Source organism: Bacillus stercoris, from assembly GCF_029772985.1.
Taxonomy (GTDB): domain Bacteria; phylum Bacillota; class Bacilli; order Bacillales; family Bacillaceae; genus Bacillus; species Bacillus stercoris.
Genome location: NZ_CP121861.1, coordinates 4,045,214 through 4,068,825, shown reverse-complemented (window position 1 = coordinate 4,068,825; position 23,612 = coordinate 4,045,214). Strand labels below are relative to the sequence as shown.

22 protein-coding genes and 1 pseudogene are annotated in these 23,612 nt (G+C 44.7%); 17 read left to right on the top strand and 6 right to left on the bottom strand.

What is annotated here, in order from left to right; genetic code table 11:
* The first annotated feature begins 57 nt into the window (after positions 1 to 57).
* Complete coding sequence (locus tag QA442_RS20955) at positions 58 to 1,419, top strand: YcdB/YcdC domain-containing protein (RefSeq protein ID WP_095431201.1); 1,362 nt, start codon at positions 58 to 60, stop codon at positions 1,417 to 1,419.
* Positions 1,420 to 1,426: 7 nt separating this feature from the next.
* On the opposite strand, the gene cwlK is transcribed toward QA442_RS20955, so the two are convergent.
* Positions 1,427 to 1,930 carry a peptidoglycan L-alanyl-D-glutamate endopeptidase CwlK gene (gene cwlK, locus QA442_RS20950; protein WP_014662669.1) on the bottom strand — a complete coding sequence of 168 codons (504 nt, stop codon included), beginning with the start codon at positions 1,928 to 1,930 and terminating at the stop codon, positions 1,427 to 1,429.
* A 122-nt stretch (positions 1,931 to 2,052) separates the two neighbouring features.
* Here cwlK and rapJ point away from each other — a divergent pair.
* From rapJ to znuB, 6 genes and pseudogenes are all read left to right on the top strand, one after another.
* Positions 2,053 to 3,172, top strand: a pseudogene (gene rapJ / locus QA442_RS20945) (response regulator aspartate phosphatase RapJ).
* Positions 3,173 to 3,279: 107 nt separating this feature from the next.
* Positions 3,280 to 4,056 (top strand): SDR family oxidoreductase, encoded by a 777-nt coding sequence (locus QA442_RS20940; protein WP_071581412.1) that lies wholly within the window; start codon positions 3,280 to 3,282, stop codon positions 4,054 to 4,056.
* Positions 4,057 to 4,082: 26 nt separating this feature from the next.
* Positions 4,083 to 5,771: a glycoside hydrolase family 13 protein gene (locus QA442_RS20935; RefSeq protein WP_095431203.1), complete on the top strand. Its 1,689-nt coding sequence runs from the start codon at positions 4,083 to 4,085 to the stop codon at positions 5,769 to 5,771.
* 185 nt (positions 5,772 to 5,956) lie between these two features.
* Positions 5,957 to 6,916 carry a metal ABC transporter substrate-binding protein gene (locus QA442_RS20930; protein WP_069839790.1) on the top strand — a complete coding sequence of 320 codons (960 nt, stop codon included), beginning with the start codon at positions 5,957 to 5,959 and terminating at the stop codon, positions 6,914 to 6,916.
* A 55-nt stretch (positions 6,917 to 6,971) separates the two neighbouring features.
* Complete coding sequence (znuC, locus tag QA442_RS20925) at positions 6,972 to 7,667, top strand: zinc ABC transporter ATP-binding protein ZnuC (protein WP_014475714.1); 696 nt, start codon at positions 6,972 to 6,974, stop codon at positions 7,665 to 7,667.
* Entirely contained in the window at positions 7,625 to 8,467 is an 843-nt protein-coding gene (gene znuB / locus QA442_RS20920; protein ID WP_014662674.1) for a zinc ABC transporter permease ZnuB, read from the top strand. The genes znuC and znuB overlap by 43 nt, the downstream gene beginning before the upstream one ends.
* Positions 8,468 to 8,503: 36 nt before the next feature.
* On the opposite strand, the gene QA442_RS20915 is transcribed toward znuB, so the two are convergent.
* On the bottom strand, positions 8,504 to 9,499 hold the full coding sequence (locus QA442_RS20915) for an LLM class flavin-dependent oxidoreductase (RefSeq protein WP_095431204.1): 996 nt from the start codon (positions 9,497 to 9,499) through the stop codon (positions 8,504 to 8,506).
* A 283-nt stretch (positions 9,500 to 9,782) separates the two neighbouring features.
* Here QA442_RS20915 and QA442_RS20910 point away from each other — a divergent pair, with 283 nt between their 5' ends.
* The 7 genes from QA442_RS20910 (at position 9,783) to niaP (ending at position 16,551) form a co-directional block, all read left to right on the top strand.
* Positions 9,783 to 10,382 carry a TerD family protein gene (locus tag QA442_RS20910; protein ID WP_014662676.1) on the top strand — a complete coding sequence of 200 codons (600 nt, stop codon included), beginning with the start codon at positions 9,783 to 9,785 and terminating at the stop codon, positions 10,380 to 10,382.
* Between the two features lie 21 nt (positions 10,383 to 10,403).
* Positions 10,404 to 10,985 (top strand): TerD family protein, encoded by a 582-nt coding sequence (locus tag QA442_RS20905; RefSeq protein WP_014475718.1) that lies wholly within the window; start codon positions 10,404 to 10,406, stop codon positions 10,983 to 10,985.
* A gap of 34 nt (positions 10,986 to 11,019) precedes the next feature.
* The gene (locus QA442_RS20900; RefSeq protein WP_003241242.1) at positions 11,020 to 11,598 is read left to right on the top strand and encodes a TerD family protein; all 579 of its coding nucleotides are present in this window, start codon (positions 11,020 to 11,022) and stop codon (positions 11,596 to 11,598) included.
* Positions 11,599 to 11,649: 51 nt separating this feature from the next.
* A complete protein-coding gene (locus QA442_RS20895) occupies positions 11,650 to 12,423 on the top strand; it encodes a TerC family protein (RefSeq protein WP_014662678.1) in 774 nt (257 codons plus the stop codon).
* Between the two features lie 83 nt (positions 12,424 to 12,506).
* Positions 12,507 to 14,120 carry a YceG family protein gene (locus QA442_RS20890; RefSeq protein WP_095431205.1) on the top strand — a complete coding sequence of 538 codons (1,614 nt, stop codon included), beginning with the start codon at positions 12,507 to 12,509 and terminating at the stop codon, positions 14,118 to 14,120.
* 15 nt (positions 14,121 to 14,135) lie between these two features.
* Positions 14,136 to 15,227, top strand: a complete 1,092-nt coding sequence (locus QA442_RS20885) for a toxic anion resistance protein (RefSeq protein WP_095431206.1) — start codon at positions 14,136 to 14,138, stop codon at positions 15,225 to 15,227.
* Positions 15,228 to 15,348: 121 nt separating this feature from the next.
* Complete coding sequence (niaP, locus tag QA442_RS20880; protein WP_095431207.1) at positions 15,349 to 16,551, top strand: niacin permease NiaP; 1,203 nt, start codon at positions 15,349 to 15,351, stop codon at positions 16,549 to 16,551.
* 232 nt (positions 16,552 to 16,783) lie between these two features.
* On the opposite strand, the gene QA442_RS20875 is transcribed toward niaP, so the two are convergent.
* Both QA442_RS20875 and QA442_RS20870 read right to left on the bottom strand, forming a co-directional pair.
* Positions 16,784 to 17,956 (bottom strand): MFS transporter, encoded by a 1,173-nt coding sequence (locus QA442_RS20875; protein ID WP_095431208.1) that lies wholly within the window; start codon positions 17,954 to 17,956, stop codon positions 16,784 to 16,786.
* Positions 17,957 to 18,024: 68 nt separating this feature from the next.
* A complete protein-coding gene (locus QA442_RS20870; protein WP_010886398.1) occupies positions 18,025 to 18,327 on the bottom strand; it encodes an ArsR/SmtB family transcription factor in 303 nt (100 codons plus the stop codon).
* 289 nt (positions 18,328 to 18,616) lie between these two features.
* Here QA442_RS20870 and opuAA point away from each other — a divergent pair, with 289 nt between their 5' ends.
* Genes opuAA through opuAC form a run of 3 tightly spaced genes read left to right on the top strand, consistent with a single transcriptional unit; the run spans position 18,617 to position 21,604 of the window.
* The gene (gene opuAA, locus QA442_RS20865) at positions 18,617 to 19,873 is read left to right on the top strand and encodes a glycine/proline betaine ABC transporter ATP-binding protein OpuAA (RefSeq protein ID WP_095431209.1); all 1,257 of its coding nucleotides are present in this window, start codon (positions 18,617 to 18,619) and stop codon (positions 19,871 to 19,873) included.
* A 1-nt stretch (position 19,874) separates the two neighbouring features.
* Positions 19,875 to 20,723 (top strand): glycine/proline betaine ABC transporter permease subunit OpuAB, encoded by an 849-nt coding sequence (gene opuAB / locus QA442_RS20860; RefSeq protein ID WP_014662685.1) that lies wholly within the window; start codon positions 19,875 to 19,877, stop codon positions 20,721 to 20,723.
* A complete protein-coding gene (gene opuAC / locus QA442_RS20855; RefSeq protein ID WP_095431210.1) occupies positions 20,723 to 21,604 on the top strand; it encodes a glycine/proline betaine ABC transporter substrate-binding protein OpuAC in 882 nt (293 codons plus the stop codon). The genes opuAB and opuAC overlap by 1 nt, the downstream gene beginning before the upstream one ends.
* 138 nt (positions 21,605 to 21,742) lie before the next feature.
* Here opuAC and QA442_RS20850 read toward each other — a convergent pair whose 3' ends face one another.
* The gene (locus QA442_RS20850; RefSeq protein ID WP_095431211.1) at positions 21,743 to 22,342 is read right to left on the bottom strand and encodes a DUF421 domain-containing protein; all 600 of its coding nucleotides are present in this window, start codon (positions 22,340 to 22,342) and stop codon (positions 21,743 to 21,745) included.
* A 136-nt stretch (positions 22,343 to 22,478) separates the two neighbouring features.
* A complete protein-coding gene (locus tag QA442_RS20845; protein ID WP_255220396.1) occupies positions 22,479 to 23,582 on the bottom strand; it encodes a chloride channel protein in 1,104 nt (367 codons plus the stop codon).
* Between the last annotated feature and the right edge of the window lie 30 nt (positions 23,583 to 23,612).

Below are 23,612 nucleotides of genomic sequence, written 5' to 3'. Positions count from 1 at the left end.
CTTTTATATAATAAACTGGATTCTCTTTGTCGTAGACTCTTTGAAAGGATGACTTCATTGGTAAATAAACAGCTGAAAAAGAAGGCGCAAGAGATCGGGAATGTACCGCCGCATTATGAGCTTGAGATAGAAGATTATGATCAAAAACAAAAGAAGAAGGGGCGGGCATACTTCATCTGGAGGAACCCTGAAGATCCGGAAAAGCACATTACAGTGGAACTCGGAAATGATGGTGCTTTGCTCACCTTTTCAACATCCGTCCGCTCCGAGACAGACAAACAACTTCCAGACGCCGAGCTGAAGCTGACGGCTCTTCAGTTCGCCGCTGCCAACCATCCCGGCACATTTATGAATTTTCATTTTCAAGGCAAGGAAGAACGGAGGCAGCACATTCGTTTTATGTATACCAAAATGGAATTAGGGCTTCCGCTTCCTAATTCAGGCTTTTTAATTGATGTGACACGCAGCGGTCAGATCATCCATTTTTTATATTACGGAGAAGGGCACAAAGCCGAAGTTCCAAAAGAATTTGTAGCGAAAGAGAAGGTTGTGTCCCATTACTTAAATACAATGTCTTTTCAGCTGATGTACGATGTCATTGATGGCGATCAGGCACCCAGGCTTGTATATGAACCGATTCTGCCGGGATACAGCTATCCCGCGGATATTGACGAAATTGTGCCCGACCAGCATATCGGAGATGAAAGAATAGAAAACGCGGCGCCATTGCCGCCGCTTCGGAACAACGAAGAAGTCGATATATTTGCCTTGCTGGGTCTTACCCCTGATATGCAGAAAGTCAGTGAAAAAGACTTTGGGGAACAAATAGGAAGCACGTGGCGCAGGGGGACTGCGCCGGAGCGTAAGGATCTGAGCATAGGAAGTTATTTTGAAACGAGAAATAAAAACACAATCAAAATGAAGACGGATAAAAGAACCGGAAAATTAAAAGCAGCGCTTTCTTTTATCGAGCGGCGCAACAACCGCCAATGCTCAATGGAAGAATGCCAGACAATAGCGCTTCAATTTTTGTATGCTCTTTATCCGAGAGCAGCCGAGTTTTTCAAATTGAATCCCGTCCGAATTGATGAAAGAGGGAGAATCCGCAACCATTTTTCTGTCTGGTATAAAGGAGTGCCGCTGCGGTTCGGCGCCGCCCGTATCATTGTCAATCCGGAAACGGGATTGATTGATGCTTTTATGGCGCCTGATATTGAACCTGAACAATTGGAAGCAATAAATCACAGGCCGGATATTTCCGCTGAAGAAGCGAGAGAAGCGTTTTTAGCCGTTTTTGATGTGAAGCTGGAATGGCAGCCTGATTTTACAGCAGGCAGTGACCAGCACTGCAAACTTGTCTATAAGCCGGTTTACCCTTCCTATATTGATGCGCACATAAGGAAAAAGAAAAGGCTGTGAGGGATGTCTAGTTAGGAATCATCTCCAAGTGGGGATAGTCCTTGAATCGTTTCCAATCCCCGCCCCATTCAAAACCGAGTTGCTTGGCGATCTCCACAACCTCCAGCCAATCTGATTTTCCATTTTGATTGCCGTCATATTCCATATCCCATATGATGCTGCCATCCTTTTTTTGCAGGGCGAAATCAATCGCTAAACCATAGTTGTGATACGATTCCCCTCCTCTTGCATAGGTGACAATATTCCCTTTTTTTGTACGTCCCTGTTTATATAATTCGTCTTGTTCCTTAAAGGATCTGAATCCTTCAGTAATAACGACGGTAATGCCTTTATTCGCTGCTGCGGCTTTGAGTGCATCGGCATTCTGCTTCACAATCGGGTGAAGATCCGAAGGGACAGGCATGTGCTGCAAGGCGTTTTGAGAATGCCATTCATGCCGAATATAACTAACACAAAGATTTAGAAAAAATAGAATACATAAGATAACAGATGTTTTTGCGGCCAACTTCATATCGGTCTCACTTTCTCAAGATGTGCTGAATGTTAACGCTTTTAAGTGATTGACTCTCTCTAAAAGCGGACAGCTATGATAAAATATAACATAAATAGTAGCAGGAGGAAGGAGGCAGACCGATGAGAGCAAAGATTCCATCTGAAGAAGTAGCAGTAAAGCTAAATGAATGGTACAAGCTCATTCGCGCATTTGAAGCAGATCAAGCAGAAGCGTTAAAGCAGGAGATTGAATACGATTTAGAAGATATGGAAGAGAACCAGGACTTGCTTTTATATTTTTCTTTGATGGAATTCCGGCACCGAATCATGCTTGATAAGCTGATCGGTGAAAGACAGCGACACCAAGCCTCCGTTCTCTGATATGCTGAATGAAATTGAAAGCAATCAGCAAAAACTTACGGGCTTATTGGAATACTACTTTTATTATTTCAGAGGAATGTACGAATTTAAGCAGAAAAATTTCATATTAGCGATTAACCATTATAAACATGCTGAGGAGAAGCTCGAGTATGTTGAGGATGAGATCGAAAAAGCTGAGTTTCTTTTTAAGGTTGCAGAAGTGTATTATCACATCAAACAAACGTATTTTTCCATGAACTATGCGAGCCAGGCGCTTGATATCTATACGAAATATGAACTGTACGGCCGACGCCGCGTGCAGTGTGAATTTATCATCGCCGGAAATTTGACGGATGTGTATCATCATGAAAAAGCACTGACCCATTTGTGTAGTGCCTTAGATCATGCCAGGCAGCTGGAAGAAGCGTATATGATCGCCGCTGCCTATTATAATGTCGGCCACTGTAAATACAGTCTGGGCGATTACAAAGAAGCGGAGGGCTATTTCAAAACAGCCGCCGCTATTTTTGAGGAGCACAACTTTCAGCAGGCTGTTCAAGCTGTTTTTTCACTGACTCATATGTACTGTAAAGAAGGAAAATACGACAAAGCAGTAGAGACATATGACCGCGGGATAAAGAGCGCGGCTGAATGGAAAGATGACATGTACTTGACGAAATTCCGCCTCATTCATGAGCTGTATCTTGGAAGCGGCGACCGGACCGTGCTTACAGAATGCTTTGACCTGCTGGAATCCAGGCAGCTTCTTGCCGACGCCGAAGATCTGCTGCATGATACAGCGGAACGTTTCAATCAGCTAGAACATTACGAGTCCGCCGCTTTCTTTTACCGCAGGCTGATGAATATTAAAAAGAAGCTTGCTGAGCAGCGCTTTCAATAGAAAAAAGCAGAGAACTACAGGTTCTCTGCTTTTTTTGTGCTGTTTTCAACTCGGAAAAACAGGGTATTTTCCACTGCATAGTGAGAAATCAGAGGAGGATATCATGTATGTATAAAGAGTTAACTGGAAAAACAGCGATTGTGACAGGGTCTTCAAAAGGAATCGGGAAAGCCATTGCGGAACGGTTCGGACAGGAGAAAATGAATGTTGTTGTAAACTACCACAGCGACCCGTCTGGAGCCGATGAAACCCTGGAAATCATCAAGCAGAACGGAGGGAAAGCCGTTGCAGTTGAGGCGGACGTGTCAAAAGAAGAGGGGATTCAGGCGCTCTTGGACACAGCTTTAGAGCATTTCGGCACGCTCGATGTGATGGTGAACAACTCCGGCTTTAACGGCACGGAAGCCATGCCGCACGAGATGAGTCTTGAAGATTGGCAGAGAGTGATTGATGTCAATGTCACCGGAACCTTTCTGGGAGCGAAAGCGGCACTTAACCACATGATGAAAAACAATATCAAGGGCAATGTGCTGAATATCTCAAGTGTTCATCAGCAGATTCCGCGCCCAGTCAACGTTCAGTATTCCACATCCAAAGGCGGCATCAAGATGATGACGGAAACGCTGGCGCTCAATTATGCGGATAAGGGAATCCGCGTCAATGCGATAGCGCCCGGCACCATTGCCACAGAATCAAATGTTGATACAAAAAAGGAAGAGAGCAGGCAAAAACAATTGAAAAAAATCCCGATGAAAGCCTTCGGAAAACCGGAAGAGGTGGCGGCAGCAGCTGCTTGGCTCGTATCTGAGGAAGCAAGCTATGTGACCGGGACTACACTTTTCGTCGACGGCGGAATGACTCTTTATCCGTCTCAGCTTGAATAGAACATCAAATACAGGGGGATTGCGGGATGAACACAGACTGGTGGAAGGATGCGGTGGTGTACCAGATTTACCCGAGAAGCTTTCAGGACAGCAATGGAGACGGAATTGGGGACTTGCGGGGGATTATTTCCCGTCTTGACTACATAAAGGAGCTCGGGGCGGATGTGATTTGGGTTTGCCCAATCTATCCTTCTCCGAATGTTGATTACGGCTATGATGTGACAGACCATAGGGCAATCATGGATTCATACGGAACAATGGACGATTTTCACGAGCTGCTGGACCAGGTGCATCAGCGGGGATTAAAGCTGGTGATGGACTTTGTGTTAAATCACACCTCTGTCGAGCATCCGTGGTTTAAAGAAGCGGAGCTGGACAAAAACAGCAAATACCGCAGCTATTATTACTGGCGTCCCGGCACAAAGAACGGCCCGCCGACGGACTGGCTCTCAAACTATGGCTGCCCGGTCTGGCAATACGAGGAGCATACCGGAGAATATTATCTCCATATGAACGCCGTCAAACAAGCTGATTTAAACTGGGAAAACCCCGAAGTTCGCCAAGCGGTGTATGACATGATGAAGTTTTGGCTCGATAAAGGGGTCGACGGCTTGCGCATTGATCAGCTCCATCTCATTTCTAAGAAAGAATATCTTCCTTCGTATGAGGACTATATCAATCAGCAGGCAGAGCCGAAGCCCTTTCAGCCAAATGGCGATCGAATCCATGACTATTTGAAAGAAATGACAGATGAAGTGTTTTCTCAATATGATGTCATGTCTGTCGGAGAGGTCGGCAATGTCACGCCGGAAGAAGGCCTAAAATATACAGGAACAGATAAGCATGAGCTGAATATGATTTTTCACTTTCAGCATATGGAGCTTGACCAGCAGCCCGGAAAAGAACATTGGGATGTAAAGCCCCTTGAGCTTTCTGATTTAAAATCGGTTTTGACCGCATGGCAAAAAAAGCTTGAACATCAAGGCTGGAATACATTATATTGGTGCAACCATGACCAGCCCCGGATTGTATCCAGATTCGGGGACGATGGGAAATACCGCAAAGCATCTGCGAAAATGCTGGCTACCGTACTTTATTTCATGAAGGGCACGCCATACATTTATCAGGGAGAAGAAATCGGGATGACAAACGCGCCGTTCACCCAGATTGAGGACTACAAAGATATCCAAACGATCAATATGTATCATAAACGGGTATTTGAAAAAGGCTATGATCCAGAGGATGTAATGAGATCAATCTTAGCCAAAAGCCGGGATCATGCTCGGACCCCGATGCAGTGGAACAGCGGCAAACATGCCGGATTTACTGACGGCACGCCTTGGCTGAAGGTCAACCCGAACTTCACCTCTATCAATGTGGAGGAAGCGCTGAGTGACCCCGATTCGGTCTTACTCTATTACAAAAAGCTGATCAGACTGAGAAAGCGGTATGCTGATCTTATAAAAGGAAGCTATGATCTTTTGCTTCCGGACGACCCGCAGTTGTTTGTATATATGAGAGAAAACGGTAACCAGCAGCTTTTGTCAGTCAATAATTTTTCAAAAGAGCAGGCTGTTTTCCCATGGCCGAAGAACTGCTGCAAAGCTCAGGCATCTCTGCTTCTCAGCAACTATAACAACAACGGCGACCTTGCTGACGAAATGGTGTTCCAGCCTTATGAAAGCAGGGTGTACCTTCTGGACAAAACAACCTAATGATTTAGCAGCCCGGCATTCAGCCGGGTTTTTTTAGTACATATATTCGCTCTGCAGGCGGGAAGAATAAAAAGAAAATGAAATTTATTCTTGCAAAACGTAATGACTTCGGTTTATTATGATATAGGATTACAAAATCGTTATCATTTTGATTTAAAGCTACTGAAAAAGAGGGGATATACGATATGTTTAAAAAATGGAGCGGTTTGTTTGTGATTGCAGCGTGCTTTTTATTGGTTGCAGCATGCGGCAACTCATCAACAAAAGGGTCGGCGGATTCAAAGGGTGATAAACTGCACGTTGTCACAACGTTTTATCCAATGTATGAATTCACAAAGCAAATTGTAAAAGACAAAGGCGATGTGGATCTGTTAATCCCATCTTCCGTTGAACCGCATGATTGGGAACCGACGCCGAAAGACATTGCCAACATTCAGGATGCTGATCTGTTCGTTTATAATAGTGAATACATGGAGACATGGGTTCCGTCAGCTGAAAAAAGCATGGGCCAAGGCCACGCCGTTTTCGTTAACGCAAGCAAAGGCATTGATTTAATGGAAGGCTCTGAAGATGAACATGAAGACCACGATCATGGGGAGCATGAGCACAGTCATGCAATGGACCCTCACGTATGGCTAAGCCCTGTTCTGGCGCAAAAGGAAGTTAAAAATATTACGGCGCAAATCGTAAAGCAAGACCCGGATAACAAAGAATACTATGAGAAAAATAGTAAAGAATATATTGCAAAACTGCAGGATCTTGATAAACTATATCGTACAACCGCAAAAAAAGCGGAGAAAAAAGAATTTATCACGCAGCATACTGCTTTTGGCTATCTCGCAAAAGAATATGGCCTGACGCAGGTTCCGATTGCAGGGCTTTCTCCTGACCAAGAACCGAGCGCAGCCAGCTTGGCAAAGCTGAAAACATATGCCAAAGAACATAATGTAAAAGTCATTTACTTTGAAGAAATTGCATCCTCAAAGGTCGCAGATACGCTCGCCAGTGAAATCGGCGCGAAGACAGAAGTGCTGAATACACTGGAAGGCTTAAGCAAAGAAGAACAGGATAAAGGTTTAGGGTATATCGACATTATGAAACAAAACCTCGATGCCCTGAAAGATTCACTATTGGTTAAATCATAAGATAGTGTGCGCCGAAGGGGTGCACACTATTTCTTTGTGAGAAAGGAAGATTAACATGAATCTCGTCTCATTGAAAGATATCGTTTTCGGCTATTCCCATACGCCTGTTTTAGATAAAGTATCACTTGATATTGAAAGCGGTGAGTTCGTCGGCATCACTGGACCAAACGGCGCCTCTAAATCGACGCTCATAAAAGTAATGCTCGGCATGCTGAAACCGTGGGAAGGCACAGTGACGATCAGTAAAAGAAACACAGAAGGGAAACGCCTGACCATTGGGTACGTCCCGCAGCAAATTTCTTCATTTAACGCCGGCTTTCCGAGCACGGTGCTGGAGCTTGTCCAGTCAGGCCGATACACAAAAGGGAAATGGTTTAAACGTTTAAATGAAGAAGATCATCTTGAAGTAGAAAAAGCACTGAAAATGGTGGAAATGTGGGAGCTCCGCCATCGCAAAATCGGTGATTTATCAGGCGGACAGAAGCAGAAAATCTGTATCGCCAGAATGCTCGCCAGCAACCCGGATCTCCTGATGCTGGACGAACCGACAACTGCAGTTGACTACGACAGCAGAAAAGGATTTTACGAATTTATGCATCACCTCGTGAAAAATCACAACCGCACAGTTGTGATGGTTACTCACGAACAAAACGAAGTACAGCAATTTTTAGATAAAGTGATTCGGTTAGAGAGAGGAGAAAAAGGCGGATGGAAATGTTTGACTTGGAATTCATGCGACGAGCTTTTCTAGCAGGCGGCATGATTGCCATCATGGCTCCGATACTGGGAGTGTATCTCGTTCTCAGAAGACAGGCCTTAATGGCTGACACACTTTCACATATCTCGTTGTCAGGTGTGGCCATCGGCTTTTTTCTCAGCACCAATATTACCGCAGCGAGCATAGTCGTCGTGACCATCGGCGCGATCGGAATTGAATACATGCGGCGGGCGTATCGGACTTATTCAGAAGTGTCCATTGCCATCTTAATGGCAGCTGGTTTGTCCTTCGCGATGTTTTTAATCAGCCTTTCCAAAGGCACAGCCAATATGAGCATCGATCAATACCTATTTGGATCGCTTGTGACAGTCAACCAGCAGCAGGTCTATATTATCGGTATTATCACACTGCTGATCCTGCTTTACTTTATCGTATTGAGAAGACCGCTCTACCTGCTGACGTTTGATGAAGCAACAGCCAAAACATCGGGAATTAATACAAACGTTCTCTCGTTGTCATTCAGTATTGTCACAGGCCTTGCGATTTCAGTCATTATACCGATCATCGGGGTCCTTCTTGTATCAGCCCTGCTCGTATTGCCGGCAGCATTCGCCATTAGAATTGCAAAAGGCTTTAACATGGTCTTCATTACAGCCATACTCATTTCGTTATTCAGCGTATTTGCGGGACTGACATCATCCTATCAGCTCGGGACGCCGCCAGGGCCGTCTATTACCCTGCTATTGATCGTTCTGCTTTTGCTCGGATTTGCAGTTCAAGGAGTTTGGATGTTTATCAAAAAAGAAGCGCAGCGCAAAAAAGGGCGCCAATAACAAAAAAGCAGCTTCCCCAGGGGAAACTGCTTTTTTTTATAGAAATAATCCGGCAAGGCGCTCATACGATTCTTTTTTCGCCTCAAAATCAAACACATTGCACAGAGCCATGATTTCATTTGTTTCATAGCGGTCTGTGAGGTCTAACAGCTGCTGTTTGACAGTGCTTGGAGAACCGATTATCATCCGCTTTCTGTTTTCTGCAATGAGTTTTTTATCGGATTCAGTGTAGGGATGCGCTTTCGCTTCCTCGATGCTCGGCACGCGGCTGTCCAAGCCTTTTCCGACGCGAAGAAGCCATAAATCCTGGCTTAACGCGAGTTCCTCTGCCTCTTCATCTGATTTTGCGCAAATGACAAAAATCGTAAAAAGGGCGGCCGGATTTGAGAAATGGGCTGAGGGCCGAAAGCTTTCTCGGTAGATGCGGAACGCATTTTCTCCTCGTTCTGGATTAATGAAATGCCCAAATACATATCCAATCCCCTGTTGCGCTGCACGTCTTGCACTGTTTTCGCCAAGGCCGAGCACCCATAGCTCTGGTGCAGTGTCAATCAGGGGCGCCGCTTTGATTCCGGCATACGGATGGTCGGGAGGAAGGGAATCTGTGAGAAAATAAGAGACATCCAGCAGCTGTCTGTTAAATTCGGTTAAGCTTTTTTTTACCCCGTCTGTTAGCGCAAGCCGGGTTTTTGTCGTGCCTCCGGGGGAACGGCCGACGCCAAGGTCAATCCGGTTTGGATACAGGGCCTCAAGCTGGCGAAAGGTTTCAGCCACTTTAAACGGACTGTATTGGGGCAGGAGCACGCCGCCTGATCCGACACGAATCGTGTTTGTCTGTGCTGCGATGCGGGCGATCATGATTTCAGGCGCTGTGCTTGCCAGTCCTTTCGTGCTGTGGTGCTCGGCAAACCAATAACGCTTATAGCCCCACTGTTCGCTTAATTGAGCAAGCTCAACCGAATGCTGAAGAGTTGTCACAGGGCTTTCTCCTTTAGAAACAGGTGCCTGATCAAGTATGCTTACATGAATCAAATGGCCGCTTCCTTTCTGTCTGTTTTTACAATGTGACACAAGAATAGGCAAAATGACTCGCTCACGTCAAATGGTTTGTTTAAGAAGTGCATTTTATAGCATTTGCAAATCATATATCAAATATGGAAGTTTTTTTTCGAGGTTTTTCGTCAATTATTCTTAACTTTTACGAAACTTTGATATAATAACAAACGTATATATTAGTAATTTACGGCTTATTTTCCTTGTGAGCGTAAAAATAAATGTGACTATCTTCACATTTTGATGAGTAGGAGTGAATCGTGTGGCAATTTCTTTAGAAAAAGGTCAACGAATTGATTTAACAAAAGGAAAAGCCGGTCTGTCAAAATTGATGGTCGGTCTCGGCTGGGACCCAGTGTCCTCAGGCGGAGGATTCTTCAGCAAACTGCTTGGCGGAGGCGGTCCGAATATCGACTGTGACGCTTCAGTGCTGATGTTGGAAAACGGAAAATTCACCGAAAAGAAAAATCTGATTTATTTCGGCAACCTGAAAAGCCGCTGCGGCGGTGTACAGCATACAGGCGACAACCTGACGGGTGACGGTGCGGGCGATGACGAGCAAATTATGATAGATTTAGATAAAGTGCCTGGAAACATCGATAAGCTTGTATTTGTAGTGAACATTTACGATTGTGTCAGAAGAAAACAAGATTTCGGCATGATTCAAAATGCGTTTATTCGCGTAGTTGATCAATCTAATCATGAAGAAATGCTCAAATACAATTTGAGAGACAATTATGCCGGCAGAACAAGCCTGATTACAGCAGAAATCTACCGCAGCGGCAGTGAGTGGAAGTTTGCGGCGATTGGTGAAGGCACGAACGATACGAGATTAGAAGATATTATCAGCCGATACGTATAAAAGAAAAGGAGTGGATGAAACATGACAATTTCATTGGCAAAAGGACAAAAAGTAGATTTAACAAAAACAAATCCGGGTCTTTCAAAGGTTGTTGTCGGTTTAGGCTGGGATACGAACAAGTATGACGGCGGACACGACTTTGATCTTGACTCAAGTGTGTTTCTGTTAGACGCTGCAGGCAAATGCGCGTCACCAAACGACTTTATTTTCTATAACCAGCTTGAAGGCGGCAACGGTTCAGTCGTTCATTCAGGCGACAACCTGACTGGTGCTGGCGAAGGCGACGATGAGAATGTAAAAGTAAATCTCAGCGCTGTACCGGCAAACATTGATAAAATCTCATTTGTTATTACCATTCACGAAGCAGAAGCGCGCAGCCAAAACTTTGGACAAGTTTCAAACGCGTTCGTCCGCATCGTAAATGAAGAAACAAATGAAGAGCTCATCCGTTACGATCTTGCAGAAGATTTCTCTATTGAAACGGCAATCATTGCAGGGGAGCTTTACAGACATAACGGCGAGTGGAAATTCTCCGCAATCGGCTCAGGCTACCAAGGCGGCCTTGCCCGCATTGCAACAGACTACGGTTTGCAAGTCGGTTAAGAAAAATACGAAGAGCAGAAAGGAGAGAGGCAGTATGGCCATTCAATTATCAAAAGGACAGCGCATTGATTTAACGAAAACAAATCCGGGACTGACAAAAGCGGTGATCGGTTTAGGCTGGGATACAAACAAGTACTCCGGCGGACACGATTTTGACCTGGATGCTTCGGCCTTTTTAGTTGATGCGCATGATAACTGCGTAAATGATCTCGATTTCGTCTTCTATAATAACCTTGAACACCCGAGCGGCGGTGTCATCCATACGGGTGACAACCGTACGGGTGAAGGCGACGGAGATGATGAGCAGATTATCGTGGATTTCTCAAAAATTCCTGCTCACATTGAGAAAATCGGCATCACAGTGACCATTCACGACGCTGAAGCACGCAGCCAAAACTTCGGACAAGTTTCCAATGCGTTTGTGCGTGTTGTGGACGAAGAGACGCAGAATGAGCTTCTTCGCTTCGATTTGGGAGAAGACTTCTCCATAGAAACAGCTGTTGTCGTTTGTGAGCTGTACAGACACGGCGGCGAGTGGAAATTCAATGCAATCGGCAGCGGTTTTTCCGGCGGGCTGGCTGCATTGTGCCGGAATTACGGTTTGCAAGTGTAAACGAGTGACAAATAGAGAAGTCACCGTTTCAAATTAATAGGAGGAAAAAACTTGGACTTTTTACATCATATCATGTCTACGTATGCTTCATTTTTCGATTGGAAAATGTGGGGGGAAGTTCTGACTGATCCTGTTTCCTGGGGTCTGATCGGTTCCCTTGTTGTTCTGGAAGGCCTTTTATCGGCCGATAACGCGCTTGTTCTTGCGGTCATGGTCAAACACCTGCCGGAAAAACAGCGTAAAAAAGCGTTAACGTATGGTTTGTTTGGAGCTTATATTTTCCGGTTTATTTTCATCGGGCTCGGTATGCTCCTCATTAAATTCTGGTGGATCAAGGTGCTTGGCGCGCTTTACCTAGCTTGGCTCGTCATTAAGCACTTCTGGATAGGCGAAAAAGAAGAAGAAGCGGACGGCATGAAGAAAAACTCTTGGATGGTCCGCACGTTCGGGATCTTCTGGGCGACTGTCGTTTCAGTAGAATTAATGGATCTTGCCTTCTCTGTGGACAGCATCCTGGCCGCGTTTGCGGTATCTGAAAAAGTATGGGTGCTTCTGATCGGCGGTATGCTTGGTATTTTAATGATGCGTACAGTGGCAAAAGTGTTCCTTGTGCTGATTGATAAAATTCCTGAGCTGGAAAACACAGCATTCGTGTTAATCGGCATTATCGCGCTAAAAATGGCGGGGAGCGCTTTCCATTACGAAATGCCGCACTCTGTATTCTTCATCATCATTATCGCTGCATTTGCGGTAACATTGATCATTCACTACATCAACAAACAAAAGCAGGTGCGCGAACAAACAGCCGCTTCAAAAGAAGAATAAAACAAAACAAGGAGGGAGGTTCAATGTCCTTCCTTTTTTGTTACCGAAATATCGTTCAATAACAAACCGGAAAGGAGGATATGATGAGACAAGAAGAAGTAATCATTCATAAAGCACTTCCGGCTGATGGGGATTGGAAAAGCCTGCTGTTTCAGCCATTGCCGGAGCGAGATCACTATGAAACAGCACAGGGCCTTTCGTTTTCCCGCCTTGCCGGACAGATATTAGGCACGCCTATTGATGAGACGGACTACTATAACGAGCTGTACGAGCTGTCTGTAAATGACGGCATGACTATTTTGAGTGAAACGCTTGATAAAACAATCGAACCGGAAACATTCCAAAAGCTTCAGCATATTCATTCCATCAATCAGAAAGAAAAAGGGCTGTCAGTCAGCCGCTTTGTTGCCTTTCTGGACGGGGAAAAGCTGATTGCGAGGCACTCAAATCCCTTGATGCACCGCCATTTAAGAAAAGCGCTGATGACGCTTTTACATACCTTTGCGGACAGTCATGAGAAGGGGCTGAATCATCCTGATTTTCGCAGAGTGCTGCTTGATGTCTCGAAGTTTTCTTTAAATCACCTGAATCCGTGGCTGGAAAAAACCGATATAGAGCGTGAGATGCCAAAGGTTGTTTGGTATGGAGATGCGACGAAAAGCCAGCTCTATTTCTTATATTATCTGATGCTGGTCGGCTGTGATGTTCTGCTGTTTCATCCGGCGGGTACCGATCAGCTGGCGCTTGTCGATCCAAAGCAGGAGCTCAGTTTTACGGAAAAGCTCCCGGATGTTTCGGAGCTTCAGCCGTTTCCGAAAGAAAAACCAGACCGTAAATCAACAGTGGCTTACCGCTCAACAAAAGAAATTGAACATGTGCTGAATCACGAGGAGTCCATGCTGTACAAGCCATGGCAGTTCAGAGATCACACACCGGTGTCCGTTACGCTGAAAACGACCTATGATGAACTGTTTTTAATCACGAAAGAACGCGCCTTTATTCGGCCGAATTTCAAAGCAGATAAACACTCCATTGAGATTCCGAATGTTTTCGCCAAAATTATGGGCGTGTCCAAAGACAATAAGGAATATTGGAACAGGCTTCATACTCTAGCGGATTATCAGGAAACAGAAATGGTCAGAAGCTTTCCATTTACAGAAGAAATAAAGTCGAACTATCAATTTCACTACAGCCACGCACTTGACCACGAAGAGAATATTGATCCGGACAAGCTGATGGCAAGCAATGTGTGGCAGTACAAACAGCTGCCGGCGGGCGTTCAGACCGCCATTGCCAAAACGATTTCGAGAATGTGCAGGCATCCTCGGCTTAAGGCTTTGCATCAGGAACATGTCAAGGATGTTCAAATCTATTTGTTTAAACAAACGACAAACCTGCCTGCGAATCTGCTGAAATTGATTCAAATGTTTGACTATGCGCAAACCGTTCCGAAACTCGTTTTATATCATACGGAAATGAGCGGCGGACTCACGCGTTCGGATGCCGCTGCCCTGCTGTTCCTGAATGAAATCGGAATCGATATCATCATTTATAATCCGCCCGGACACCAAGATATTGAGCAGTTTATTGAAGAGGATCAGTATGATATCCACTGGCTGGACGACATGGTGTTCCAGCAGGACTACAAAGAGCCTTCGCTTGTGAAAAGGCTCTTCAGAAACATTACCCAAAAATAAGGAGAGAAGAAAAGCATGACAACAGAAAATCAAAATCCGCTTGTTCTCGATAAAAATGAAGAGATTTCCCAGCAAAAAGCTGACGATATCCGTCTTCAGCTCCGTCAGGAACCAGAGGTAAAGCGGCTCGCTCAACAAATTGACGTTAAAAACCAAATGGAGCTGCTTGAGTACGGCAAGGAGCCGGCCGTTGAAATTTCCAAGTTCTCTGACCGCATCTTGGGGATGATGAAGACAACAAGTGTGACAGACTCCGGCACAATGCTGACTCAGCTTGGAAAAATCATGGACCGCTTCGACAAAAATGATTTTGATGAGCCTAAGGGATTAATGGCGAAAATTTTCAAACGCGGCGGCAGCATGGTTGAAAAAATCTTTAAAAAGTATCAGACACTCGGCGGAGAGATTGAAAAAATCAACGTTGAGATTTCGAAATACAAAGATGAGATGACGAAGACGAACTACACGCTCGATGAAATGTATGAAAACAATATCAAATACTATATGGAGCTTGAAAAATACGTCGTTGCCGGGCAGATGAAACTGGAAGAGATGCAGTCGATCCTTCCTTCATATGAGGAAAAAGCGGCAAGCGGAAACCAGCTGGCGCAAATGCAGCTTGATACGTTGCGCAACGGTATTCAGGCGCTTGAGGAACGGGTGTATGATCTGGATATGGCACGGATGGTGGCTCTTCAAACCGCACCACAAATCCGTCTCCTGCAGCGCGGAAACGCAAAGCTGATCGGGAAAATCAATTCCGCGTTTATCATTACCATTCCGATTTTCAAAAACGGCATTATTCAGGCTGTTACGGTGAAACGCCAAAAGCTTGTGGCTGATTCTATGAGCGAGCTTGACCGCCGGACAAACGAGATGCTAAAACGAAATGCTGAAAACATCTCGAGCCAAAGTGTTGAAATTGCCAGAATGGCCGGCAGACCGAGCATAGATATTGAAACGATCGAATCGTCTTGGAACACGATTGTCAGCGGCATGCAGGAAACAAAACAAATCGAAGAAGAAAACAAACGCCTCCGCGAAGACGGCGCGAGACGAATTGCCCAGCTTCAGGATAATATTAAAAAAGCAGCATTACAGCAATAATCAGAACCCCGCTTGTGGAACATAAGCGGGGTTTTTCATTTACATCATTTAGTTAATGACAATGTGTAAAGACAGGTGTAAACTTAAACGGTAATCATTTTGCATATCAGAGGTGTTGGCAATGGGAAAACAACAGCCTATATCCCAGCGTAAATTGCTGGGCGTCGCCGGTTTGGGGTGGCTGTTTGATGCAATGGATGTCGGAATATTATCGTTTATTATCGCCGCGCTCCATGTAGAGTGGAATCTGTCGCCCGAGGAAATGAAATGGATCGGAAGCGTCAATTCCATCGGCATGGCTGCGGGAGCGTTTTTGTTTGGTCTGCTGGCTGATCGAATCGGCCGAAAAAAAGTATTTATTATCACCCTTCTATGCTTTTCCATCGGAAGCGGCATTTCCGCTTTTATGACGAGCTTATCGGCATTTCTAATCCTTCGTTTCGTGATCGGCATGGGACTTGGCGGAGAGCTTCCAGTCGCTTCGACACTCGTTTCGGAAGCGGTTGTGCCTGAAAAGCGGGGCAGAGTGATTGTGCTTCTGGAGAGCTTTTGGGCTGTGGGCTGGCTCGCAGCGGCCTTGATTTCTTACTTTGTGATACCAAGCTTCGGCTGGCAGGCTGCCCTGCTGTTAACCGCACTGACTGCTTTTTATGCGTTATACCTGCGGACGAGTCTGCCTGATTCACCAAAATATGAATCGCTTTCTGCCAAAAAGAAATCTGTGTGGGAGAATGTAAAAAGCGTCTGGGCAAGACAGTATATACGGCCGACCGTAATGCTGTCGATTGTTTGGTTCTGTGTGGTGTTTTCTTATTACGGCATGTTCCTATGGCTCCCGAGTGTCATGCTTCTGAAAGGCTTCAGCATGATTCAAAGCTTTGAATATGTCCTGCTGATGACGCTTGCTCAGCTACCGGGCTATTTCTCTGCCGCATGGCTGATTGAAAAAGCGGGCCGGAAGTGGATACTTGTCATTTACCTGATTGGTACAGCAGGAAGCGCCTATTTCTTTGGAACGGCTGATTCTTTAGGCCTTCTGCTTACGGCTGGAATGCTGTTATCGTTTTTCAATCTCGGTGCGTGGGGCGTGCTGTATGCGTATACCCCGGAGCAATATCCGACTGCGATTCGCGCAACAGGTTCAGGAACGACGGCGGCGTTTGGAAGAATCGGCGGCATCTTCGGGCCTCTGCTCGTTGGAACGCTCGCAGCCCGTCATATTTCGTTTTCGGTCATCTTTTCAATCTTTTGCATTGCCATCTTACTCGCGGTTGCTTGTATTTTAATTATGGGGAAAGAGACGAAACAAACTGAGCTGGAATAGGAAAAGCACCTCTTGAAATAGGTGCTTTCAGCGTGTCGACAAACCCTCGCATTCGTTGTCAGGACTGCGCTTCGGTGCTCACGAATTAGAACATTCGCTCCGCTCCTATGCTCGTCCTTCCTAGACTTCAAGGGTTTTCAATCACGCTGAAAAGATGACAAAATCCTAAAATGAAGACCATTTTAGGATTTTGTCAACAATCTGAAGCACCTCTTGAATGAGGTGCTTTTTTTTACATCTGCACCCGGGCTGCGGATTGGCGTTTCCCGGTTTTATTGATTGTCTGGTAGAGCGCCATTGACAGCATGAATAGTATGGCAGTAAATCCTGTGACAGCTCCGAAATGCTGTGTGCTTTGATATAAAAAACCTGCAATACCTGTGCCGACAGTGGTTCCTGCATACATAGCGGCATTGGAAAGGGAAGCGATGGTTCCACGCGCGTTTGGTGAAATGGATTGAGAGACACCCATCATTAACGGAAAGATAATGCCAGCTGTAAAGAACGTGAGAAAAAAGCTCGTTTCGACTAAAAATAAGTTAGGAAAGAAAGGAAGAGCGAAATAGAGAGCGCCCATCAGCAGCATCCCGCCGATCAATGTCTTAAACATGCCAAGCTTTGCTGAAATCCGGCTGCCGATAAGGCTTCCGAGCATATTTCCCAGTCCGAGAACAAGCATAGCTGCCCCAATTTGTGACACGGTTAAATGATAATCCGCAGCAAGCCAAGTGCCTAGAAAGCTGAATGAAGCGAAGTTTCCGGTTTGAAAGAGAAAATAGGCAAGCAGAATGACCGATGTTTTCGGCAATGAAAAAAGCTCCCGATATGGGTTGATTGTTGATGGGCGCGCCAAGGATTCAGAAGGGCGGATATCAGGCATAACCACCGCCAGAATCAATAGAAGAATAATCGAGCACGCTGACAAAACGAAAAATGGCGTATGCCATGTAAAGGAAGCGAAAAACCCTCCGATCGGCAGTCCGAGCATTTGTGAAGCGGCCAATCCTGCTGTCGCTATCCCCATGCTTTTTATAATCTGAGACGGCTTAACAATGATTGGGATGGACGCCCAAATCTGAGGCGTCACAAACGCAGCGCTAACGCCTGCGGCAAAACGGAACAGGCACATGGCGGCAAAAGAGGGAGCGATGCCGCATAAAAACGTGGATACGATAAAGCCCGCAAGTCCCCACAGCATGACTGTTTTCCTGTTCAAACGGTCTGAGATTGGGCCCGCGATGAAAGCGAAGAGCGCATAACCGAGTGCATAAGCACTGACCATCCAGCCTGACAAATCAGTAGAGACATGAAACTGCTCCTGTAAAAGCGGGAGAAGCGGAGAAAGCAAAAAGGTATCTGTGCCAATGACAAACATGACACTGAAGAAAAGCCAAATACGATTCAAATTTTATCACTCCTATAGTTTTATAACTTTGAAACTATGAAACAAATATGTATAGAGAAAACCCTTTGTTAGAGGGTTTCCAAAAAGCCAGGCAGGTATGTTTGAAATGTGTCTTCACGGAGACTGACATATTTTGTCCGCGAATCTTTTCGGGTTGCCGTCAATCCCGCTTCACGCAGCGTTTTAAAATGATAAGATGCCGTGGTTTTGACAATATTGCACTTTTCACCTACTTCACCGCAGCTGAGTTCTTTTCCGCTGACATAAAGCGTACGAATAATAGCAAGCCTTGATTCATCAGACAGTGCTTTAAAAATTTGCGCTCTGATTTGATCATCTGATTGTTTCATAGTCATGAAACTATAATACATAATTGATGCTGGGAAAGCAACTTAATTTTCCAGTAAAGGAGCAGGAAGTCATAATAGGCAGGAGGAATTCAATTCCAATAAAAGCGTTTTCATCTATAGATAGGAGAAAAATCACCCGTAAAATACAATTATATAGGAGGATTACAGAGTATTTAGAAGCATAAATAAGATCATGTGGTCACATGGATGTTTATAAAGAAATGGTACAGAATAAAAGAGAATATGCTGTTTGTGTGGGAAGTTACATAAATGTTACGGTTATTAGGATTGCTTAATATGGAGGGAAAATATGAGTGTAGATGAGAAACCAATTAAGATAAAAGTCGAGAAAGTCTCTAAAATTTTTGGGAAACAAACAAAGAAGGCAGTTCAAATGCTTGCCAATGGAAAGACAAAAAAAGAGATCCTGAAAGCAACCGGTTCAACCGTTGGGGTTAATCAGGCAGATTTTGAAGTATATGATGGTGAGATATTTGTCATCATGGGTCTATCAGGGAGCGGTAAATCAACTTTAGTACGGATGTTAAACCGGCTTATTGAACCGACTGCCGGAAATATTTACATTGATGGTGACATGATAACAAATATGTCTAAAGACCAGCTCCGGGAAGTCCGCCGGAAAAAAATCAGCATGGTCTTCCAAAAATTCGCTCTGTTCCCGCACAGAACGATACTTGAAAATACAGAATACGGACTGGAACTTCAAGGTATAGACAAACAGGAGCGCCAGCAAAAAGCGCTTGAGTCCTTAAAGCTCGTCGGACTTGAAGGATTTGAACACCAATATCCTGACCAGCTTTCCGGCGGGATGCAGCAGCGTGTCGGCCTTGCCCGCGCGTTGACAAATGATCCGGACATTCTTCTGATGGATGAAGCGTTCAGTGCGCTCGATCCACTGATTCGTAAAGATATGCAGGATGAACTTCTTGATCTTCACGATAATGTCGGAAAAACGATTATCTTTATTACGCACGACTTGGACGAAGCATTGCGGATCGGCGACAGAATTGTTCTGATGAAGGACGGCAACATCGTTCAAATCGGCACGCCTGAAGAAATCCTGATGAATCCATCTAACGAATATGTTGAGAAATTCGTCGAGGATGTTGATTTATCTAAAGTCCTCACAGCAGGCCATATTATGAAACGCGCTGAAACAGTGCGGATTGATAAAGGGCCTCGCGTGGCATTGACATTGATGAAAAACCTTGGAATTTCTTCAATTTACGCAGTGGATAAACAAAAGAAATTGTTAGGTGTTATCTATGCGTCTGATGCGAAAAAAGCGGCTGAATCTGATTTGTCACTTCAAAATATCTTGAATACAGAATTTACGACTGTACCAGAGGATACGTATTTGACAGAGATTTTTGACGTTGTTTCTGACGCGAATATTCCAATTGCGGTTGTAGATGAGAAGCAAAGAATGAAAGGGATTGTCGTAAAAGGCGCACTGATTGGCGCGCTTGCCGGCAATAACGAGTATATCAATGCTGAAGGCACTGGCGAACAAACACAAGATCCTTCTGCACAGGAGGTGAAGTAAGATGGATAGACTGCCTAGAATACCTTTAGCAGATATCATTGACCGTTTTGTTGACTGGATTACAATGACGTTTGGCGGATTCTTCGACGGAATCGCAAACGGACTTGCCGCTTTTGTAAATGGAATTGTCAGCGGACTTGGATTTATCCCATCTATTTTGTTAACGATTATTTTCGCCGCACTTGCGTGGTGGATCAGTACAAGAGGAATTGCGTTATTTACATTGATTGGATTCCTCCTGATCGATTATTTAGGATATTGGGACCCAATGCTGCAAACATTGGCGCTTGTTTTGACATCTGTGATTATTTCGATTGTGGTCGGGGTTCCGATCGGAATTTGGGCGTCCCAGAAAGAAATGGTACGCCGTATTGTAACGCCAATTCTTGATTTAATGCAGACAATGCCTGCTTTCGTATATCTATTGCCGGCGATTTTCTTCTTTAACATCGGTGTTGTGCCGGGTGTTGTTGCATCAGTTATTTTCGCGATGCCTCCGACAATCCGCATGACCGTTCTCGGTATTAAACAAGTGCCGGCGGATCTGATTGAGGCGACTGAGGCGTTCGGTTCTACAACAGCTCAGCGTTTGTTTAAAGTTCAGCTTCCGCTTGCGACAAAAACCATCCTGGCCGGAATCAACCAAAGCATCATGCTTGCGTTATCAATGGTTGTTATCGCCGCAATGGTCGGTGCGCCGGGACTTGGTTCTGAAGTATACAGCGCCGTTACACAGCTGAAAACCGGGGTCGGAGTAGAGGCCGGTATCGCCATCGTTATCGTTGCCATTACCCTGGACCGTATTACTCAAAATATTAAAGTGAAGAAGAAAAGCAGGGGGAATGCCTGATGCTTAAAAAAATCATCGGCATTGGCGTTTCCGCCATGCTGGCGCTCTCACTTGCGGCTTGCGGTTCACAACACGATGAAAATGCAACCGCAGCAGAACAGGTGAATAAGACCATCATCGGGATTGACCCCGGTTCAGGGATTATGTCCCTGACTGACAAAGCGATGAAGGATTATGACCTGAATGACTGGACATTGATTTCAGCGTCAAGTGCCGCGATGACCGCAACACTTAAAAAGTCATACGACCGTAAGAAACCGATTATCATTACAGGATGGACACCGCACTGGATGTTCTCCAGATATAAGCTGAAATATCTCGATGATCCGAAACAATCTTATGGCAGCGCGGAGGAAATCCATACGATCACACGCAAAGGCTTCAGCAAAGAGCAGCCGAATGCCGCAAAGCTTCTGAGCCAGTTTAAATGGACTCAAGACGATATGGGCGAAGTGATGATCAAAGTGGAAGAAGGCGAGAAACCTGCCAAAGTCGCAGCTGAGTATGTGAAGAAGCACAAAGATCAGATTGCGGAGTGGACAAAAGGCGTTCAAAAGGTCAAGGGGGACAAAATCAACCTTGCCTATGTGGCGTGGGACAGTGAAATTGCAAGTACAAACGTGATCGGCAAAGTCTTAGAAGACTTGGGCTATGAGGTGACGCTTACTCAGGTAGAGGCCGGTCCGATGTGGACTGCAATCGCGACGGGAAGCGCGGATGCATCCCTTTCCGCATGGCTGCCGAATACCCATAAAGCATACGCCGCCAAATATAAAGGCAAATATGACGATATTGGCACGAGTATGACGGGCGTGAAAATGGGTCTTGTTGTTCCTCAATATATGAAAAACGTTAACTCAATTGAAGATTTGAAGAAGTAAAGACAATGAAGGCTGCCGAGTAAATCTCGACAGCCTTCATTTTTTCCTCCAAGAAAAAGATATAAGCGGAGCAAACAAAGAAAACCTTAAGTGAGAATGTAAAAAAGTTATGATGACCTAGTCACTTATCACTTTTTCCTAATCCAAATGGTCTTTAGGTTTTTCGTTATGCTTTCTATTTTTCACTTCAGTAAATATGTTATTTGAAGTATTTTCGGATTCATTGGAGGGCTTAGATTGATGTGATTCAATCAGCGATTTAAGCATTTGAATATCCTCTTTTGTAGCGTATTGTTTTTCGGATTTTAACATATAACCTAACTGGCCGTTCGATTCGATTGTAGCCCATTGTAAATCAGTCAAGTGCTGAATATTTTGTTGTCTCAACCTTACTTCAAGCATATCAACTGTTAACCGCAGTTTTTTTAAATTTCTTTCATTCACTTTGCCGTTTTCGACTACTGTAAGTGATTTTCCATAAATAAACGTCTCAAGGGCATCCGATTTCAAAACAATATATTCAATAAAAAGAAGCGTGAGTACCATTAAAAACGTAATCACCATTGTAATCCAAATGTTCCTGTTGCCAACAGGTTGAATAATTAATGATCCAACAGCTATCATCATGACAGTCTGAGCTACCGTAAGCTGAGAAACTGATTTTCTCCCAGCTAACCGCAAAATAAGAACTCCTCCTGCCACAACCACTATAGATTTCCATATGAAATTTAAATCCAAAAACATCCCCTCTTTTCGACCAATCAATATCTTCCTGGGCTGTTTATATTGTGGGTTATATTTTGTATTCTATTCTTCAGTGATAGTCTCAAGCGGAATCCAAATGCAGCAGGCTGCTTTATTTCTGCCAGTCTGTCTAAGACTTTTTTTTCTTTTCAACATTCTCAATGGTTTCTCCGTGAGGGATATGATATAACCTGCTCTTAGGCTCGTACATTTTTTGAGAAGGCCATAGTCCATGGTGTCCTGAAAATAAATAACTAACGATACAAGCAACAAAAAAGTATTCCAGCCCCTTTCCGTGAAACATCTCCATTGCCAATAGGAAGGCTGCTAAAGGGGTATTGGCGCCTCCGCAAAAAACAGCGATTAATCCCAATGCAGCGAGAAATGACATAGGTAAATCCATGAATGTGTGAATGGTGTTCCCTAATGTTGCCCCCATAAAAAATAAAGGTATGGCCTCTCCGCCAACAAAGCCGGTTCCAAGCGTAACTGCTGTAAAAACCAGTTTGGCGAGGAAGGCAAAAGGAGGAACATCTTCTTTAAAGGATTGCTGTAGCATCCCTAATCCCCGGCCATTGTAATCTTGTGAACCTGCTATTAGCGTTAATGCCACAATGATGATCCCGCCAACAAAGGCCCTCTTCATATGATTTTTTTTGAAAAGCTTCTCCGAAAATGTTTGTATACCATGTCTCATTTGGCAGTATAAAACACTTAATAAACTGAAGATAACAGCTGCGAGAATCACTTTAATAAACGCCATAACAGATAGCTGCGGCACAATTTGTATAATAAATTCTTCGTGTTTATGCCCCCAGGCTGCTGTTGTCATAAAGTGACCGACAAAGCTGGCCGCCAGACAAGGAACAAGCGCTTCGAATTTCAGTTTTCCTAAAGCAGCCATTTCCATTCCGAAAACAGCACCTGTTATGGGAGCTCCAAAGGCGGCGCCAAACCCGGCGCTTATGCCGCTCATGATGAACATTTTACTGTCAAATATGTTTAAACGAAAAAACTTGTGTACTGCTGCAGCGATGCTTCCTCCCATTTGGACAGCCGCCCCTTCCCTTCCTGTAGACCCGCCAAAAAAGACTGTTATGAAGGTTCCCAAATAGACGATAGGTCCCATTCTCCGCGGGACCACTTTCTTACCATGAACCGCGTCTATCACTAGATTATTTAATTCAGCAGTGTCATGTAATGTGTTATTCAACCATACCTTTCCGTAGTTCATATAGATGTATCCTAAGATCAAACCCCCTAA

What these genes read in the sequence shown, in the direction of transcription:
- QA442_RS20930 (WP_069839790.1), top strand. Translation starts at nt 5,957, where the DNA reads ATGTTTAAAAAATGGAGCGGTTTGTTTGTGATTGCAGCGTGCTTTTTA.
- niaP (WP_095431207.1), top strand. Translation starts at nt 15,349, where the DNA reads ATGGGAAAACAACAGCCTATATCCCAGCGTAAATTGCTGGGCGTCGCC.
- opuAC (WP_095431210.1), top strand. Translation starts at nt 20,723, where the DNA reads ATGCTTAAAAAAATCATCGGCATTGGCGTTTCCGCCATGCTGGCGCTC.
- QA442_RS20940 (WP_071581412.1), top strand. Translation starts at nt 3,280, where the DNA reads ATGTATAAAGAGTTAACTGGAAAAACAGCGATTGTGACAGGGTCTTCA.
- QA442_RS20845 (WP_255220396.1), bottom strand. Translation starts at nt 23,582, where the DNA reads ATGAACTACGGAAAGGTATGGTTGAATAACACATTACATGACACTGCT.
- znuC (WP_014475714.1), top strand. Translation starts at nt 6,972, where the DNA reads ATGAATCTCGTCTCATTGAAAGATATCGTTTTCGGCTATTCCCATACG.
- QA442_RS20885 (WP_095431206.1), top strand. Translation starts at nt 14,136, where the DNA reads ATGACAACAGAAAATCAAAATCCGCTTGTTCTCGATAAAAATGAAGAG.
- opuAA (WP_095431209.1), top strand. Translation starts at nt 18,617, where the DNA reads ATGAGTGTAGATGAGAAACCAATTAAGATAAAAGTCGAGAAAGTCTCT.
- QA442_RS20900 (WP_003241242.1), top strand. Translation starts at nt 11,020, where the DNA reads ATGGCCATTCAATTATCAAAAGGACAGCGCATTGATTTAACGAAAACA.
- QA442_RS20890 (WP_095431205.1), top strand. Translation starts at nt 12,507, where the DNA reads ATGAGACAAGAAGAAGTAATCATTCATAAAGCACTTCCGGCTGATGGG.
- QA442_RS20935 (WP_095431203.1), top strand. Translation starts at nt 4,083, where the DNA reads ATGAACACAGACTGGTGGAAGGATGCGGTGGTGTACCAGATTTACCCG.
- opuAB (WP_014662685.1), top strand. Translation starts at nt 19,875, where the DNA reads ATGGATAGACTGCCTAGAATACCTTTAGCAGATATCATTGACCGTTTT.
- cwlK (WP_014662669.1), bottom strand. Translation starts at nt 1,930, where the DNA reads ATGAAGTTGGCCGCAAAAACATCTGTTATCTTATGTATTCTATTTTTT.
- znuB (WP_014662674.1), top strand. Translation starts at nt 7,625, where the DNA reads ATGGAAATGTTTGACTTGGAATTCATGCGACGAGCTTTTCTAGCAGGC.
- QA442_RS20905 (WP_014475718.1), top strand. Translation starts at nt 10,404, where the DNA reads ATGACAATTTCATTGGCAAAAGGACAAAAAGTAGATTTAACAAAAACA.
- QA442_RS20870 (WP_010886398.1), bottom strand. Translation starts at nt 18,327, where the DNA reads ATGTATTATAGTTTCATGACTATGAAACAATCAGATGATCAAATCAGA.